The 14749-nt window shown below is 68.0% G+C and carries 10 protein-coding genes and 1 pseudogene; 6 read left to right on the plus strand and 5 right to left on the minus strand.

All coding sequences use genetic code 11. The features are described 5' to 3' along the window. Positions 1-5: 5 nt before the first annotated feature. The 3 genes and pseudogenes from AC07U4_RS02080 to AC07U4_RS02090 form a co-directional block, all read left to right on the plus strand. Positions 6-1604, plus strand: a pseudogene (locus tag AC07U4_RS02080) (TonB-dependent receptor domain-containing protein); the annotation flags it as partial. An 11-nt stretch (positions 1605-1615) separates the two neighbouring features. Next, complete coding sequence (locus AC07U4_RS02085; protein ID WP_495194274.1) at positions 1616-2290, plus strand: DUF6445 family protein; 675 nt, start codon at positions 1616-1618, stop codon at positions 2288-2290. Beyond that, positions 2287-4077, plus strand: a complete 1791-nt coding sequence (locus AC07U4_RS02090; RefSeq protein WP_495194275.1) for a family 43 glycosylhydrolase — start codon at positions 2287-2289, stop codon at positions 4075-4077. The genes AC07U4_RS02085 and AC07U4_RS02090 overlap by 4 nt, the downstream gene beginning before the upstream one ends. A 108-nt stretch (positions 4078-4185) precedes the next feature. Here the strand turns inward: AC07U4_RS02090 and AC07U4_RS02095 are convergent, their stop codons facing one another. Genes AC07U4_RS02095 through AC07U4_RS02110 form a run of 4 tightly spaced genes read right to left on the minus strand, consistent with a single transcriptional unit; the run spans position 4186 to position 10214 of the window. Further along, positions 4186-7416 (minus strand): efflux RND transporter permease subunit, encoded by a 3231-nt coding sequence (locus tag AC07U4_RS02095; RefSeq protein ID WP_495194276.1) that lies wholly within the window; start codon positions 7414-7416, stop codon positions 4186-4188. Between the two features lie 3 nt (positions 7417-7419). After that, complete coding sequence (locus AC07U4_RS02100) at positions 7420-8568, minus strand: efflux RND transporter periplasmic adaptor subunit (protein ID WP_495194277.1); 1149 nt, start codon at positions 8566-8568, stop codon at positions 7420-7422. Next, complete coding sequence (locus AC07U4_RS02105; protein WP_495194278.1) at positions 8565-9827, minus strand: TolC family protein; 1263 nt, start codon at positions 9825-9827, stop codon at positions 8565-8567. Before AC07U4_RS02105 ends, AC07U4_RS02100 begins: the two co-directional genes overlap by 4 nt. Positions 9828-9884: 57 nt before the next feature. Beyond that, positions 9885-10214, minus strand: coding sequence for a hypothetical protein (locus tag AC07U4_RS02110; RefSeq protein WP_495194279.1), 330 nt, complete (start codon positions 10212-10214; stop codon positions 9885-9887). Positions 10215-10372: 158 nt separating this feature from the next. On the opposite strand from AC07U4_RS02110, the gene AC07U4_RS02115 reads away from it, so the two are divergent. Together AC07U4_RS02115 and AC07U4_RS02120 are read left to right on the plus strand one after the other, a co-directional pair. Further along, positions 10373-10723 carry a DUF3147 family protein gene (locus AC07U4_RS02115; RefSeq protein WP_495194280.1) on the plus strand — a complete coding sequence of 117 codons (351 nt, stop codon included), beginning with the start codon at positions 10373-10375 and terminating at the stop codon, positions 10721-10723. Continuing rightward, positions 10720-11151, plus strand: coding sequence for a MerR family transcriptional regulator (locus tag AC07U4_RS02120; protein ID WP_495194281.1), 432 nt, complete (start codon positions 10720-10722; stop codon positions 11149-11151). Before AC07U4_RS02115 ends, AC07U4_RS02120 begins: the two co-directional genes overlap by 4 nt. Before the next feature lie 206 nt (positions 11152-11357). Here the strand turns inward: AC07U4_RS02120 and AC07U4_RS02125 are convergent, their stop codons facing one another. After that, positions 11358-12533 carry a zinc-dependent alcohol dehydrogenase gene (locus AC07U4_RS02125; RefSeq protein ID WP_038665288.1) on the minus strand — a complete coding sequence of 392 codons (1176 nt, stop codon included), beginning with the start codon at positions 12531-12533 and terminating at the stop codon, positions 11358-11360. A 587-nt stretch (positions 12534-13120) separates the two neighbouring features. Between AC07U4_RS02125 and AC07U4_RS02130 the strand changes: the two genes are divergently transcribed. Then, positions 13121-14704 (plus strand): Na+/H+ antiporter, encoded by a 1584-nt coding sequence (locus AC07U4_RS02130; RefSeq protein ID WP_495194282.1) that lies wholly within the window; start codon positions 13121-13123, stop codon positions 14702-14704. Positions 14705-14749 lie beyond the last annotated feature (45 nt).

The raw sequence follows: 14749 nt of genomic DNA on the forward strand, positions 1-14749 counted from the left end.
ATCAGAAGACCTGGACGTTCAAGAACAACGTCACCTTCTTCAGCAACGCGCACGTCATCAAGGCCGGCGTCAAGGTATCGCTCAACGACTTGTCGCGCGCCGAAGACAATCTCGGCAACGGCTCCTATTATTTCACCCCCTCGACCTACACGACCTTCGATGCGTCGACGCCGCAGCAGGCGGCGGTGTCGGTCGTCCCGGTCCAGGCAGCGAAGGTCAAGGATACGCAGATCGGCCTGTTCATCCAGGACGATTGGACGGTCAACGATCACATCACGGTCAACGCCGGCATCCGCTGGGACTATGAGACCAACGCCAAGAACGACAAGTTCGTCACGCCCGACGCGATCGCCACCGCGCTGCGCAACTATCAGCCGTGGCAGGCGGCGGGGATCAATCCGGAAGACTATATCTCGAACGGCAGCAACCGGAAGCCGTATTGGAAGGCGTTCCAGCCGCGGCTGGGCATTTCGTACGATATCAACGGCGACCGCGACACGGTGCTGTTCGCCGGCGCCGGGCGATATTACGACCGGCCGCTGTTCATCACCGCGGGGATCGAGACGGTCAAGGCGCTGTACCAGCGCACCGTCACGCTCAGCTTCTGCGACGGGCCGGGGCAGCCGACCTGCGCCAGCTTCCGCCAGGGCAATGGCGGTGTCCTGCCGGCGACGACCCTGGTGTGGAACGACAGCTACAAGAACGTCGACAATCTGCGCGCCGCGGCGACGGCGACCGGCGTCGGCGGCGACGTCTGGCTGCTCAACAACAACACCAAGCTGCCCTATTCCGATCAGTTCAACTTCGGCGTGCGCAAGCGGCTGGGCGTGGTGCAGACGTCGATCACCTTCAGCCACATCCGCAGCCACAACATCTTCAAATATGTGCGCGGCAACCGTCTGCCGAGCGGCCAGTACACCAGCCAGGGCGATCAGTGGATCGAGGACAACTTCCCCGCCTCCGGCATCCTGCCGGGCTATAGCGGCAAGCTCAACATCGGTTCGAACGACGGCAAGGCGGAATATAACGCGGTCTATTTCACCGCGGAGAAGCCGTTCGTCACCGGGTCGAAATGGGGCTTCACCGCGACGCTGACCTTGCAGCAGGCGAAGAGCAACGTCGCGCAGGAATTGCAGAGCGACGAATTCTACAACGGTCCGCGCGTCGATGCCTATGGCTGGAATTACGTCGCCGGCGTCGAGAAATGGCGTTTCGTCGGCACCGGCATTGCGCGCGGGCCATGGGACACCAAGCTGTCGCTCACCGGGACGTTCAGTTCGGGGCCGTCGTTCGGTCAGGTCATCACGCGTCCGGCGCCGGCGGAGTTCCTAGGCACGACCGGCACATACGGCAATTTCGGCGGCGTCTTCTGGCCCGACCAGATCGTCGGCTACGCCTCGGTCGACGCGCGGATCTCGAAGACGTTCCGGATGCCGTGGGGGACCGATCTCGAGGTCAATTTCGCCGCGTTCAACCTGTTCGATTCGGTCAACCGCACCTACACCGCCTGGGGCGCCGGGTCGGGCGTCAATCCCACCAAGCGCGAGAACGACACGCAAGGCGTGCCGCGCTCGTTCCAGGTCGGCGCGCGCTACAAGTTCTGAGGACCGGCACGATGACGCCGAGCCTGCTCCGCATCGGGCACGGCGAGAGCCCGGTCGTCGTCGTCGACGATGCGAGCGGCGCGGTCGACCGGATCGTCGATCTCGCGGCGGCGCTGGCGCCTTACCCCGCGGCGGGCGGCCATTACCCCGGGGTTCGCCGCGTCCTCGCTGCCGGCGACGGTGCGGCCTACGATTATGCCACCGCGCTTCTCGACCGTGTCGCGCCGTTCATCGGCGGCGCCTTCGCGATCGACGGCTTCGACTGGATCGAGGCGAGTTTCTCGATCGTCACCGCCGCGCCGCAGACGCTCACGCCGGTGCAACGCGCGCCGCATTTCGACGCGACGGACGAAGGCTATATCGCCGTGCTGCACTATCTCTCCGACCAGCCGGCCGGGACCGCCTTCTACCGGCAGCGCGCCACCGGGATCGAGCGCGTCGATGACGGCAATCGCGCCGCCTTCCTTGCTGCCGCGCGTCGGGACGGTCCGGCGCTCGACGGCTATATCAACGAGAGCACCGCCGCGTTCGAGCAGATCGGCCGGGTCGACGCGCGGCGTGATCGCGTCGTCATCTATCAGGGTTGCCTGCTCCATTCGGGGATCATCCCGGACGATCTGCCGCTCAGCGCCGATCCGCGGCAGGGGCGGCTGACCGCCAACCTGTTCGTCCAGGCGCAGCGATGATCGCCTGGCTCGCGCTCGCTGCCGCCGTGCCGGCGCAGACCTATGCCAATCCGGTCGACCTCGACTACCGCTACAATTTCGAGCAGGTCAACGAAGGCGTGTCGTATCGCACCGGCGCCGACCCGGTGATCGTGCCGTTCAAGGGCGCCTATTACCTCTTCCTCACGCTGGCGGACGGATATTGGCGCTCGACCGACCTCGTCACCTGGCGCTTCGTCAAACCCAGTCGCTGGCCGGCGGAGGGGATCGTCGCACCCGCCGTGTCCTCGGACGGCGAGCGGCTGTTGATCATGCCGTCGATGACGACGCAGGGGACGATCTACAGCAGCAGCGATCCGGCGAGCGGGCGCATCGACCTGTTCGTCCGCCGCATGCCGCCGCTGCCGGGCGCGGTGCGATCGGGCTTCGAGGAGACGATCAAGCCCGGCGAGGTGCCGCCCGGACCATGGGACCCGGACCTGTTCCGGGACGACGACATGCGCTGGTACCTCTATTGGAATTCGTCGAACGTCTTCCCGATCTACGGCGCGCCCGTCAGCTTCGCTGACGGCAAGTTGACGTACGGCAGCCCGCGCAAATCCTTCATCCTGCTCGATCCCGACCGTCACGGCTGGGAGCGTTTCGGTCAGGATCACAGCGGCACCACCCCCGACGGCACGCCGGTCAAGCCGTATATGGAGGGCGCATGGATGACCAAGGTCCGTGGCCGCTACTATCTACAATATGGCGCCCCGGGCACCGAATATAATGCATATGCAACCGGCACCTACGTCGGCACCTCGCCAATGGGGCCATTCACCTACGCCGCCTATAATCCCATCGGCTACAAACCCGGCGGCTTCGTGCAGGGCGCCGGGCATGGCAATACGTTCCAGGATCTGCACGGCAATTGGTGGAACACCGGGACGCCGTGGATCGGCTATAACTGGACGTTCGAGCGGCGCGTCGGATTGTGGCCGACCGTGTTCGATACCGACGGGCAGATGCGCGTATCGACCCGCTTCGGCGACTTTCCGCAGCGGCTGCCGACCGGGCATGTCACCGATCCCGATACGCTGTTCACCGGCTGGATGCTGCTCTCCTACCGGAAGCGCGCGCAGGCGAGCGGCAGCGTCGCGGGGCATGGGCCGGGCGACGCCACCGACGAGAATCCGCGCAGCTTCTGGCTGTCGCCGGACAAGGCGCCGGGCGCGACGCTGACGATCGATCTCGGGGCGGTGAAGACGATACGCGCGGTGCAGGTCGACTTCGTAGACTATCAGGCCGGGCGGTTCGGCGACGCACCCGATATCTACACCGAATTCCAGCTGCAATCCTCGCGCGACGGGCGGGAATGGCGGCCGCTCGCACACACCGAAGCGCCACGGCGCGACCGCCCCAACGCCTATTTCGAACTGCCGCGACCGACGGCCGCCCGCTTCGTCCGCTACGTCCACGGCCATATCGGCGGCGCGCATCTCGCGATCGCCGACCTGCGCGTCTTCGGCAGCGCTGGCGGGGCGGCCCCCGTCGCACCCGAACTGGTCGAGGCGACGCGCGCCGCCGATACGCGCGACGCGACGATCCGCTGGCAGCGGATCGCCGGCGCCGTCGGCTATAACGTGCGTTGGGGGATACGCCCCGACCGGCTCGCGCTGACCTATCAGGTCTTCGCCGACCGCGTCGCGGACGGACCGGCGGCGGTACTGCCGTTGCGCGCGCTGACCAGGGGGCAGGGCTATTACGCCGCGGTCGAGGCGTTCGACGAGAATGGCGTCTCGCCGCTCAGCCGGGTGGCGGCGATGTAGCGCGTCGTGGCGACGGCCGAGCGGCGGTTTGTTCGGTAATGGTCGCTCGGATCATTGTGTGAAGTTCGAGGATGACCGCAAGCATCGAACGGGTATTCGGTCACCTCTCTAGCGTCTCCCCGATCGGGTTTCCCGCAAGAATCCAACATGCGTCGCGTTCCCCCCGCCGAGGCGGGCATAGAGCGTCGGCAGCACGAACAAGGTCAGCAGCGTCGCCGAAACGAGGCCGCCGATCACGACGGTGGCCAGCGGCTTCTGCACCTCCGCACCCGCACCATGGCCCAGCGCCATCGGCACGAAGCCGAGGGACGCCACCAGCGCCGTCATCGCGACCGGGCGAAGCCGGGCGAGCGCACCGTCATGCGCGGCCTGAACCCGGTCCATGCCCCGGGCCATCAGGTCGTGGATCGACGACACCATCACGAGGCCATTGAGGACGGCGATCCCCGACAGCGCGATGAAGCCGACCGCCGCGGATACCGAGAACGGCATGCCCCGCAAGGTCAGGGCCAGCACGCCACCGACCAGCGCCAGCGGCACGCCGGTGAAGACGATCGCTGCGTCGCGCACCGAGCCGAGCGCACCGTAGAGCAGCAGCATGATGGCGGCGAAACAGACGGGTATGACGAACAACAGCCGGTCGCGCGCCGAGGCCAGGTTCTCGAACTGCCCGCCCCATGCGACGTAGGTGCCCGGCGGCATCTTCACCTGCGCGTCGATCGCCGCACGTGCCTCCGCGACGACGCCGGCGACGTCGCGGTCGCGGACGTTCGCCTGCACGACGACGCGGCGCTTGCCGTTCTCGCGGCTGATCTGGTTCGGCCCGTCGACGACCGCGATGTCGGCCACCGTCGACAGCGGCACGAAGCCGCCGGCCGACGTCGGCACCGGCACCTGCGCCACCTTGGTCAGATCCGACCGGGACGCGTCCGACAGGCGGATCACGACCGGGAAGCGCCGGTCGCCCTCGAAGATCACGCCCGCCTCGCGACCGCCGATCGCGGCGCTGACGGTATCCTGCACGTCGCCGGCGGTGACGCCGATCCGCGCCATCGCCATGCGGTTGGGGCGGATGTCGAGCATCGGCAGCCCTTCGGTTTGTTCGACCCGCACGTCGACGGCGCCGCGCGTCTTGCGCAGGATGGCGGCGATGCGGCCGGCGGCGTCGGTCATACCGCCGAAGTCGTCGCCGAAGACCTTCACCGCGATGTCGCCCCGCACGCCTGCGATCAGTTCGTTGAAGCGCATCTGGATCGGCTGGGTGATCTCATAGGCGTTGCCGGGCAGCGTCGAGAGCCGCTGCGCCATGCGCTCCACCAGCTTTTCCTTGCCGAGACCGGGGTCGGGCCACTCGGCACGCGGCTTCAGGATGACGAAAGTGTCGGTCGCGTTCGGCGGCATCGGGTCCGAGGCGATCTCCGACGTCCCCGTCCGCGAGAAAGCGAAGCGCACCTCGGGCTGGCGGGCGAGCATCTTCTCGATCCGAAACTGCATCGCCTGGCTCTGGTCGACCGAGGTGCCGGGGATGCGCACCGCCTGAACGAGGATGTTGCCCTCGTCGAGCTGCGGCAGGAATTCCTGTCCCAACGTGGTGAAGGCGACGCCGGCGAGCGCGAGCGTACCGATGGCGACGCCGAGCGTGGCCCCCGGTCGCCCCATCGCCTTGCCGAGGCCCGGCTCGTAGCGGCGACGCAGCCAGCCGATGATCCGGCTCTCCTTCTCGTCGACCGGTCGGCCGAGCAGACAAGCGATCGCCGCCGGTACGAAGGTCATCGACAGGATGAACGCGAAGACGAGCGCGATCATGACGGTGAGCGCCATCGGCTCGAACATCTTGCCCTCGACGCCGGTGAAGGTGAGCAGCGGCGCGTAGACGAGGATGATGATCGCCTGACCGTAGACGGACGGGCGGATCATCTCGCGCGCCGATGCCGCGACCAGGTCGAGGCGCTGCCGGAGCGGCAGCGGCGCGGGGCGGCCGTGCTGGGCATCGCCGAGCCGTCGCAGCGCATTCTCGACGATGATGACGGCGCCGTCGACGATCAGGCCGAAGTCGAGCGCGCCGAGGCTCATCAGATTGGCCGAGACGCCGGCGCGCAGCATGCCGACGCTGGTCAGCAGCATGGTGATCGGGATCACCAGCGCCGCGATCAGCGCCGCGCGGACATTGCCGAGCAGCGCGAACAGCACGACGATGACGAGCAGCGCGCCCTCCGCCAGGTTGCGCGCTACGGTGGCGATGGTCGCGTTGACCAGCTCGGTGCGGTCGAGCACCGGCTTGACGACGACATCGACGGGCAGCGCCCGGCCGATCTGCTTCAGCCGTTCGCCGACCCCGGTGGAGACGGTGCGGCTGTTCTCGCCGATCCGCATCACCGCGGTGCCGACGACGACCTCATGGCCGTTCTCGGATGCCGACCCCATACGCAACGCCTGTCCGGTACGAACGGTGGCGATCTGGCTGAGCAGGATCGGCACGCTTTCGCGCGTGGCGATCACCGTGCGCGCCAGTTCGTCGGCGTTGCGGACGCGCCCGTCCACGCGAACGGCAAGGCCTTCGCCGTTGCGGTTCACGACGCCAGCACCGGCGCTGCTGTTGTTGCGCTCCAGCGCGGTGGCGAGATCCTGCAGCGTGATCCGCATCGCCGCCATCCGCTGGATGTCGGGGACGACGAGATATTGTTTGGTGTAGCCGCCGAGACTGTCGACCCCGGCGAGGCCGGCGCTGCTCTTCAGCTGCGGCGTGACGATCCAGTCCTGGACGGTGCGCAGGTAGGTCGCCTTGTCGGCGGCCGTGACGAGGTGGTCGCCCTCGGGGGTGATATAGCTGCCGTCCTTCTGGAGCCCGGGTTCGCCGTTGCGGTGATTGACTTCGTCGAGCTCGCGATACTCGACCGTCCACATGACGATGTCTCCGAGTCCGGTGGCGATCGGTCCCATCTCCGGGTTCACCCCGTCGGGCAGAGTCTCCGCGGCGGTGCGCAACCGCTCGCCGACCTGCGCCCTCGCGAAATAGATGTCGGTCCCCTCGTCGAAGACGGCGGTGACCTGCGCGAAACCATTGCGGCTGAGCGACCGGGTGTATGCGAGGCTGGGAATGCCGGCGAGCGCCGTCTCGACGGTGAAGGCGACCTGCTTCTCGATCTGGTCGGGCGAGAGGGCGGGCGCCACGACGTTGATCTGCACCTGATTGTTGGTGATGTCGGGGACGGCGTCGATCGGCAGGCGCTGGATCGCGAACACCCCGGCGAGTGCCGCGGCGACGGTCAGCAGCAGGACGAGCCAGCGCTTTTCGACGGCGAAGGTGACGATGCCGGCGAGGACGGGGCGGGCGACCATGGCCTAGTCCTCGTCCTTCGCTTGCGCCTTGCCGAGTTCGGCCTTGAGCGTGAACGAGTTGGTCGAGGCGATGCGCTCCTCCCCGGTCAGCCCGGCGGTGACTCTGACCGAGCCGCCGTTGGTGCGGCCGAGCGTCACCGGCATCGCCCTGAACCCGGACGGGGTCCGCACGAAGACGTGCGGCCTGTCGCCGATCATCTGCACCGCGGCCGACGGCACGGCGACGCTGCGATCGCTTTTGGCGGGCAGCAGCACGGAGACGCCGACGGTCTCGCCGACGCGCCAGGTGCCACCGACGTTGTCGATGGTGGCGATTACCGGCACGAGGCGGGTGGTCTCGTCGAGGATCGGCGAGACGAAGGTCACGCGGCCGTCCTGACGCCGTCCGGCAGACGTGACCTCGACGCGGGTGCCCGGCGCGACGTGACCGGCATCGGCCGGTACCAGTGACATGGTCACCGACACTCTGGCCAGGTCCGCGACCCGGAAGATCTCGGCGTCGGCGGCGATCTGCTGGCCGAGCGTCGCGGAGCGGGCGATCACCCGGCCGGAGATCGGCGAGCGCACCGTGATGCGGTTGAGAGCGCCGGCGCCCCCGCCCGTGGCCGACAGCTGCTGATTGGCGAGACGCACCGCGATGTCCGCCTCGGTCGCGGCGGTGCGGGCGGCGACGAGGTCCTGTTCGGGCGATACGCGTTCGGCGAACAGCCGTTGCTCGCGGCGCAGATTCGATCGTGCGAGCGCGGAGCGAGCCCGTGCGGCTGCCACTTCGGCGTTGAGGCTTGCTGCCTCCCGGCTCTCGATGACGGCCAGCGTGTCGCCGCGGCGGACCGGCTGGCCGAGGTTGCGAGTCAGCGCGACCAGGCGGCCGCCGATCGCGGCCGACACGACCTGCACGCCTTGCGGGTCGCCCTCGATGGTCGCGGGAAGCTCGATCGCCCCGGCGACGCCGCCGACGGTCGGCCGGGTGACCTCGATGCCGGCGTCGGCGATCTGCTGCGCCGAGAGCGTGGCGGTCGTCGGATCGCCGCTGGCCGCTCCCTTCGTCTCGCCTGCCTCACTGGCGTTCTCGGCGGGCTCGGCCGAGCGGCCGCAGCCGGTGACGGCGAGGGTCAGGACCGCCGGCATCGCGGTCTTCAGGATGCGGTTCATCGGTGATCGTCCTTGGAAAGCGGCGCGGCGGCGGTCAGCCGTTCCAGCCGTGCCTGCGCATCGTGATGGGCGGCGAGCGCATCGATCGCGGTTGTGCGGGTTTCGAGCAGCGTGCGCTCGGCATCGAGCAGGTCGAGCTGTGCGAACTTGCCCTCGCGGTAGCCGATGCGGGCGATCCGGGCGGCCTCGGTCGCGGCGGCGAGCGCGGGTCCGGCGGCGTTGCGTGCCGTCGTCGCGGCGTTCTCCGCCTCGGCCTGCGCCGTGGCCACGTCCTGCTCGGCGTCGAGCAGCGCGACGCGCCGCCGTGCGTCAGACTCCTCGCGCTGCGCCTCGGCGAGGGCGATGCTCGCTCGCCCGTTGTTGAAGACGTTCAGCGGGATGGAGATGCCGAACACGCCCGCGACGTCGTTGGTCTGTTCCAGCCGGCGGGCACTGGCACTGACCGTCAGATCGGGCACGCGCTGGCTGCGCGCGAGACGGACTTGGGCCGTGGCCGTGTCGAGGTCGGCACGCGCCGCGGCGACGGTCAGCGATGCCGACGGCGTCATGGGCCGCGACGGACCGACCGAAGACACCGCGTCGAACCAGCCGCTGTCGAGCCGGCCCACCGGCATGCCGAGCAGCCGGGCGAGATTGTCGGAGGCCACCGCCGCCGACCGGCGTGCCCGTTCGAGCGTCCCCGCGGCGGCGATGCGCGCCACGTCGGCGCGCTGCTCCTCGAGCGGTGATGCGCGACCGGCCTGCACCCGGACGCGGGCGGCACGCAGGACCTCGGCGGCGATGCCGACCTGATCCTCCGCAATGGAAACCCGACGCTGGGCGGCGGCGGCGGCGGTGTAGGTCTGCGTCACCCGCAGCCGCAGGTCGGCGCGCGCGATCTCCGCCTGCAGGCCGGCACGTTCGATCTGCGCGTCGGCGACGGCGATGCGGGCGCCACGCTTGCCGCCGCGCTCCACCGGCAGCGCGACGCCGAGCGTCGTCTCCGACGAGCGCAGTCCCCGATAGAGGCCGGTGCCCGCGACGTTCTCCGCCTCGCCGACGATCGATGGATTGGGGCGGAGGCCGGCGAGGCGGCGCTGCGCTTCGGCGGCGCGGATACCCGCGGCCGCCACGTCCCGGAACGGCGACGACGCGCCTGACCGGTCGATCGCTTCGGCCAGCGTGAGGACCCGCATTGCGGCGGCGGTCTGTTCGGTCTGGGCCTGCGACGACGATGCGCAGGCGCCGGCCGCCAGAACGGCCGCGATGATGCGATGCATGAATTGCTCCCGACGGTAGTGACCCGGACGCGCGTGCGCACGCGCCCGATCGACGCGTCAGGCCTGCGGCGGTCGGAGGCCGGCTTCCGTGTCGTGTCCGCTCAGCGCACGGCTGCGCACTGCGGGCGGTATCGTCGATGCGACGAACGTCCGGCCGATCATCGTCCCGACGACCGGCGTGTCCGCGTGGTGCTCGTGGCAGCTGGCGTGATGGTGGGGGTAGGCCTTGTCCGCGTCGGCAGGCACCTCGTCGCCATCGCCCGGTGCATGGACGGCCGTCTCGGTCCTGCTCATCTCGACGCCGCCTGCTTCCGCGGCATGCGCCATCCCGGCCCAGGCCGTCAGGACCAGCATCAGGCACGCCAGGAGGGGCACGAGCTTGCGCATGGCTGTGCCTAGCATTCTGCCGGCACCGTGTAACCCCGTTCGGCAGCCCCCCTCTCGTCCGAGGTTCTGCCGCAACCGCCGCAAGCCATGGCCGTCGTCCCTCGCGAAGTGCGTCCGACAGGTTATATGCACCCTGTAGCTACTACAGGGTCAAGCGAATGATGTGGTTCGTCGTGAAGTCGCTGCTCTCGGGTGTGATCGTCGCCACTGTATCCGAGGTGGCGCGTCGCAGCCCGGGGTTCGGCGCTCTCGTCGCTTCGCTGCCGCTCGTCTCCATCCTCGGCATGATGTGGCTGTGGCACGACACGGGTGATCCCGATCGCCTGGCAGCCCATGCGAGCGCGACCTTCTGGTATGTGCTGCCGTCGTTGCCGATGTTCCTCGTCATCCCGTTCCTGATCCGCAGCGGCGTGCCTGTCTGGTGGGCTCTGGCCGCCGGGTGCGCGGTGACGGTACTGCTCTATACGGCGATGACGGTGTCCGCCTCGAGGTTGGGGATCGCGCTGTGACCCATTTGACGATCGGCAAGCTCGCCAGGGAGACCGGGACGACGGTCGAGACGATCCGCTATTACGAGCGGGTCGGGCTGATCGCCGCCCCGGCGCGGACCGACGGAAACTATCGGGCCTTCCGTCCCGCTGATCTGGAGCGGCTCCGCTTCATCCGGCGGACACGGGACCTCGGCTTCTCGCTCGATGAAGTCCGCGCATTGCTGGACATGGCGATAGAGCGGGATCGGGATTGTGGCGAGGTCGACGAACTGGCCAAACGGCATCTGAACGCAATCGACCAAAAGATCGCGGACCTCGTCGCGTTGCGACGCGACCTCGCCAGTGTCATCGCGCGCTGCGCCGGAGGCACGGTGGCGGATTGCCAGATCCTCCAGACCTTCTTGCCACGGCTCCCCGGCAAGAGCGGGCCGGGCGCGGTAGGTTGAATCGTGGACTGTCCTGACATCGGTCGGAATATCGATCGAGAATGGTGAGTATGCTACCTTGTTCTTGAGCGAAAACCCAACGAAACGCATAAACGATCGTCCGATATCGGCAGCCCAAGGCCTCCTCCGAACGACCATAGGTGAATCCCGGAGAACGTCCGCCTCCAATAGGAAGCGGACGCAGACCGATACGCACGGCGCAGCAATTAACCGTGCGGGCGCATCACCACTTTGATGACGCCATCTTCCTTGTCGCGGAACTTGGCGTACATTTCGGGTGCGTCCTCCAGACTGGCGGGATGGGTCACGACGAAGCTCGGGTCGATCTCGCCGGCCACGATCTTCTCCAGCAGCGGCTTGGTGTAGCGCTGCACGTGGGTCTGGCCGAGCTTGATGGTCAGGCCCTTGTTCATCGCCGCACCGATCGGCAGCTTGTCGCCCATGCCGACATAGACGCCGGGCACCGAGACGGTGCCTCCCTTACGGCAGCTCATGATCGCCTGGCGCAGGACGTGAACGCGATCGGTGGCGAGCATCATGCTGGCCTTGACCTTGTCCATGACGGCATCGGCTGCGCCATGTCCCGCCGCCTCGCAGCCGACCGCATCGATGCAGCTGTCGGGGCCGCGTCCCTTGGTCCGTGCCTGCAGTTCGTCGTAAACGTCGGTCTCGGCGAAGTTGATCGTCTCGGCGCCGCCCGCTTCCGCCATGGCGAGCCGTTCGGGCAGTTCGTCGATCGCGATCACGCGACCCGCGCCCATCATCAGTGCAGAGCGGATGGCGAACTGACCGACCGGGCCGCAGCCCCAGATGGCGACGGTGTCGCCCGGTTCGATCTGCGCATTCTCGGCGGCCATGTAGCCGGTCGGGAAGATGTCCGAGAGGAACAGCGCCTGATCGTCGGTGACGGTGTCGGGGATCTTGATCGGGCCGATGTCCGCCATGGGTACCCGGAGATATTCGGCCTGCCCACCGCAATAACCGCCCAGCATGTGGCTGAAGCCGAACAGGCCGGCGGGCGAATGGCCCATCGCCTTGGCGGCCATCTCCGCATTGGGGTTGGTCCGGTCGCAGGCGGCGAACAGACCCTTGCGGCAGAACCAGCAGTCACCGCAGCTGATCGTGAACGGCACCACGACGCGGTCGCCGATCCTGAGATTGGTGACTTCCGAGCCCAATGCGACGACCTCGCCCATATTCTCGTGGCCGAGGATGTCGCCGGCTTCCATCGTGGGCTGATAGCCGTCGAGCAGGTGGAGGTCCGACCCGCAGATCGCACAGGCCGTGACCTTGATGATCGCATCGCGCGGATGTTTGATCTCGGGGTCCGCGACGGTGTCGACGCGGACATCGCCCTTACCGTGCCAGCATAATGCGCGCATGATTCTTCTCCGTATGACCAGGAGCTCCGCCCGGATCGGAAAAGCGACTGTATAAACCCAACGCGCTGCTTCGCGGAATGGACCCGGAAGTAATGTCCGTGGGAAGGAACGTCCGCCTTTCCGGTCGAGGCCGACGTCTTCGCGCGCGCTGAACGCCGTCAAGGAGCATCTGGGCCGGACTTAAAACTCCGTCTCTCTGATCCGAACGGTCAAAGCCAGTTCGTCGCGTGCCGTCAGGACTTTCAACAGCCTCGCCGGCAGCACGAGGTGGCCGTTTTGCCGCCGCAACCGGGGCAAGCCGCGCATGCGCTGCCGTCCAGAACCCGACTGGGGTCAGCATGGCGGACCGTAACAAGGCCCGGCGCGTGTCTTGAAAGTGCAGGTCAGCCCCCTGTCGCGGATACAGATCGTCCTTAAAAGGCGGGGCATTCCATGTCGATCGATCCGCCCCGCCCATTCCACGCTTGTCGCTACACGTCGGGAAACAGGGAGATGGGCGTGCGGCCCCGAAATGCTGCGGGGGTCACGTTGACCGCCTTGGGGGCAGATTGCACAGCATGACCTGACGAGTAGGAAAGGGCGGCCCCGTGCATCCAGCGGCGAACTTCGAGCTGATCATCGGCATGTTCCTGGTGGTGGTCGGGCTTCACTATCTGGCTCGGCGCGTGTCGCTGCCGCCGGCAGCCGCACTGATCGTCGGCGGATGCGCGGTGGCCTTCGTTCCGGGCGTGCAGGGGATCGCGATCGACCCGGAACTGGTCCTCGTCCTGTTTCTTCCACCCCTGCTGATGGACGGTGCGTGGTTCACCGCCATCGCACCGTTTCGAAGGCACATGGCCGGCATCCTGTCGCTCGCGGTCGGTGCGGTCTTCTTCACGACCGCGGTCGTGGCCATCGTGACCAAGGTGCTGATGCCCCAATTGCCATGGGCCGCCTGCGTCGCTTTGGGCGCGATCCTGTCGCCTCCCGACGCGGTATCGGCACGCGCCGTGTTGCAGCGGGTCAGGCTGCCGCGGCGGCTGACCACGCTGCTCGAAGGCGAAAGCCTGTTGAACGATGCCGCCGGGCTGGTCCTGTTTCGGTTCGCAGTGGCGGCGGTGCTGACCGGCGGCTTCCATCTGGGGGCGGCGACCGGGACCTTCTTCCTGCTGGTCGCAGGCGGCATCGCGGTTGGGGCGGCGATCGGCGGGTTGTGGGTGGCCCTGCTTCGCCGGCTCGGCGACGATACGCTGATGATCGCGGCGACCGTGCTGGTCTGCTGGAGCGCCTATATCGCGGCCGAACGGCTGCACGTCTCCGGTGTCATCGCCGTCGTCACCGCGGGCCTGACCTGCGGCTGGTTCCAGCACGTCGTCTTCGACGCGCGCGTGCGCATCCGGGCGCTGGCGTTCTGGCAGGTGCTCGTATTTCTGCTCGAAGCTGCCGTCTTTCTGCTTATCGGCCTGTCGTTCCGGGGCTTGCTCGACCGCGTGGGCGGGCTCGGCATGGTGGTGGATACGATGGCACGGCCCGTGCTGCTCATCGTCGCGGCGGTGATCGTCGCGCGCTTCCTGTGGATCTTCGGTGTCGATGCCGGCCTCGCGATCCTTCGTCGCATCGGGTGGACGCGACGGCAACCGCTCGGGCCACGCGCGGCGGTGGTGATGAGCTGGGCGGGAATGCGCGGCGTGGTGACGCTGGCGGTCGCGCTGTCGCTGCCCGAGGCGATGCCGGCGCGGGACCTGATGCTCGTCACCGCCTTTGCCGTGATCCTGGTCACCGTGCTGGTGCAGGGCACCTTGCTCGGCTGGATCATCCGGAGGATGAAGCCGGCGGAAGACGGCAGCACGCGACCGCCGCTCGATCTGCATGCCGCCGAGACGATGCTGTTCCGGGCGCAGCTGGCCGTCGTGGAACGCGAGGCGGTGGCGGCCGATGGCACGGTCATCCACCCGCAGCTGTTGCGGCGCTACCGGACCCGCGCGACGGCAGCGGATGCGTTCGACGGCACGGCCGAGGAGCGCGACGTGGCGATCGCGAGCCATTTCGACGTCATCATCGCCGCCGTCACCGCAGGCCGCGCCGAACTGGTCCGGCTGCACCGCGCCGGGCGTATCGACGACGAAACGCTCCACGACCTCGAACATGACCTCGATCTCGAGGAACTCGCCGCCACCGCCGCGAAGGGCTGATCGAACGACGGACGCTGCGCGGCGATCCTCACGGCAGACGGGATC

Source organism: Sphingomonas sp. GW821-FHT02B09 (genome assembly GCF_059421875.1).

Bases quoted from the DNA above. Each gene is read 5' to 3' on its own strand.
- AC07U4_RS02085 (WP_495194274.1), top strand. From the start codon at position 1,616: ATGACGCCGAGCCTGCTCCGCATCGGGCACGGCGAGAGCCCGGTCGTC.
- AC07U4_RS02125 (WP_038665288.1), bottom strand. From the start codon at position 12,533: ATGCGCGCATTATGCTGGCACGGTAAGGGCGATGTCCGCGTCGACACC.
- AC07U4_RS02105 (WP_495194278.1), bottom strand. From the start codon at position 9,827: ATGCATCGCATCATCGCGGCCGTTCTGGCGGCCGGCGCCTGCGCATCG.
- AC07U4_RS02110 (WP_495194279.1), bottom strand. From the start codon at position 10,214: ATGCGCAAGCTCGTGCCCCTCCTGGCGTGCCTGATGCTGGTCCTGACG.
- AC07U4_RS02090 (WP_495194275.1), top strand. From the start codon at position 2,287: ATGATCGCCTGGCTCGCGCTCGCTGCCGCCGTGCCGGCGCAGACCTAT.
- AC07U4_RS02115 (WP_495194280.1), top strand. From the start codon at position 10,373: ATGATGTGGTTCGTCGTGAAGTCGCTGCTCTCGGGTGTGATCGTCGCC.
- AC07U4_RS02100 (WP_495194277.1), bottom strand. From the start codon at position 8,568: ATGAACCGCATCCTGAAGACCGCGATGCCGGCGGTCCTGACCCTCGCC.
- AC07U4_RS02095 (WP_495194276.1), bottom strand. From the start codon at position 7,416: ATGGTCGCCCGCCCCGTCCTCGCCGGCATCGTCACCTTCGCCGTCGAA.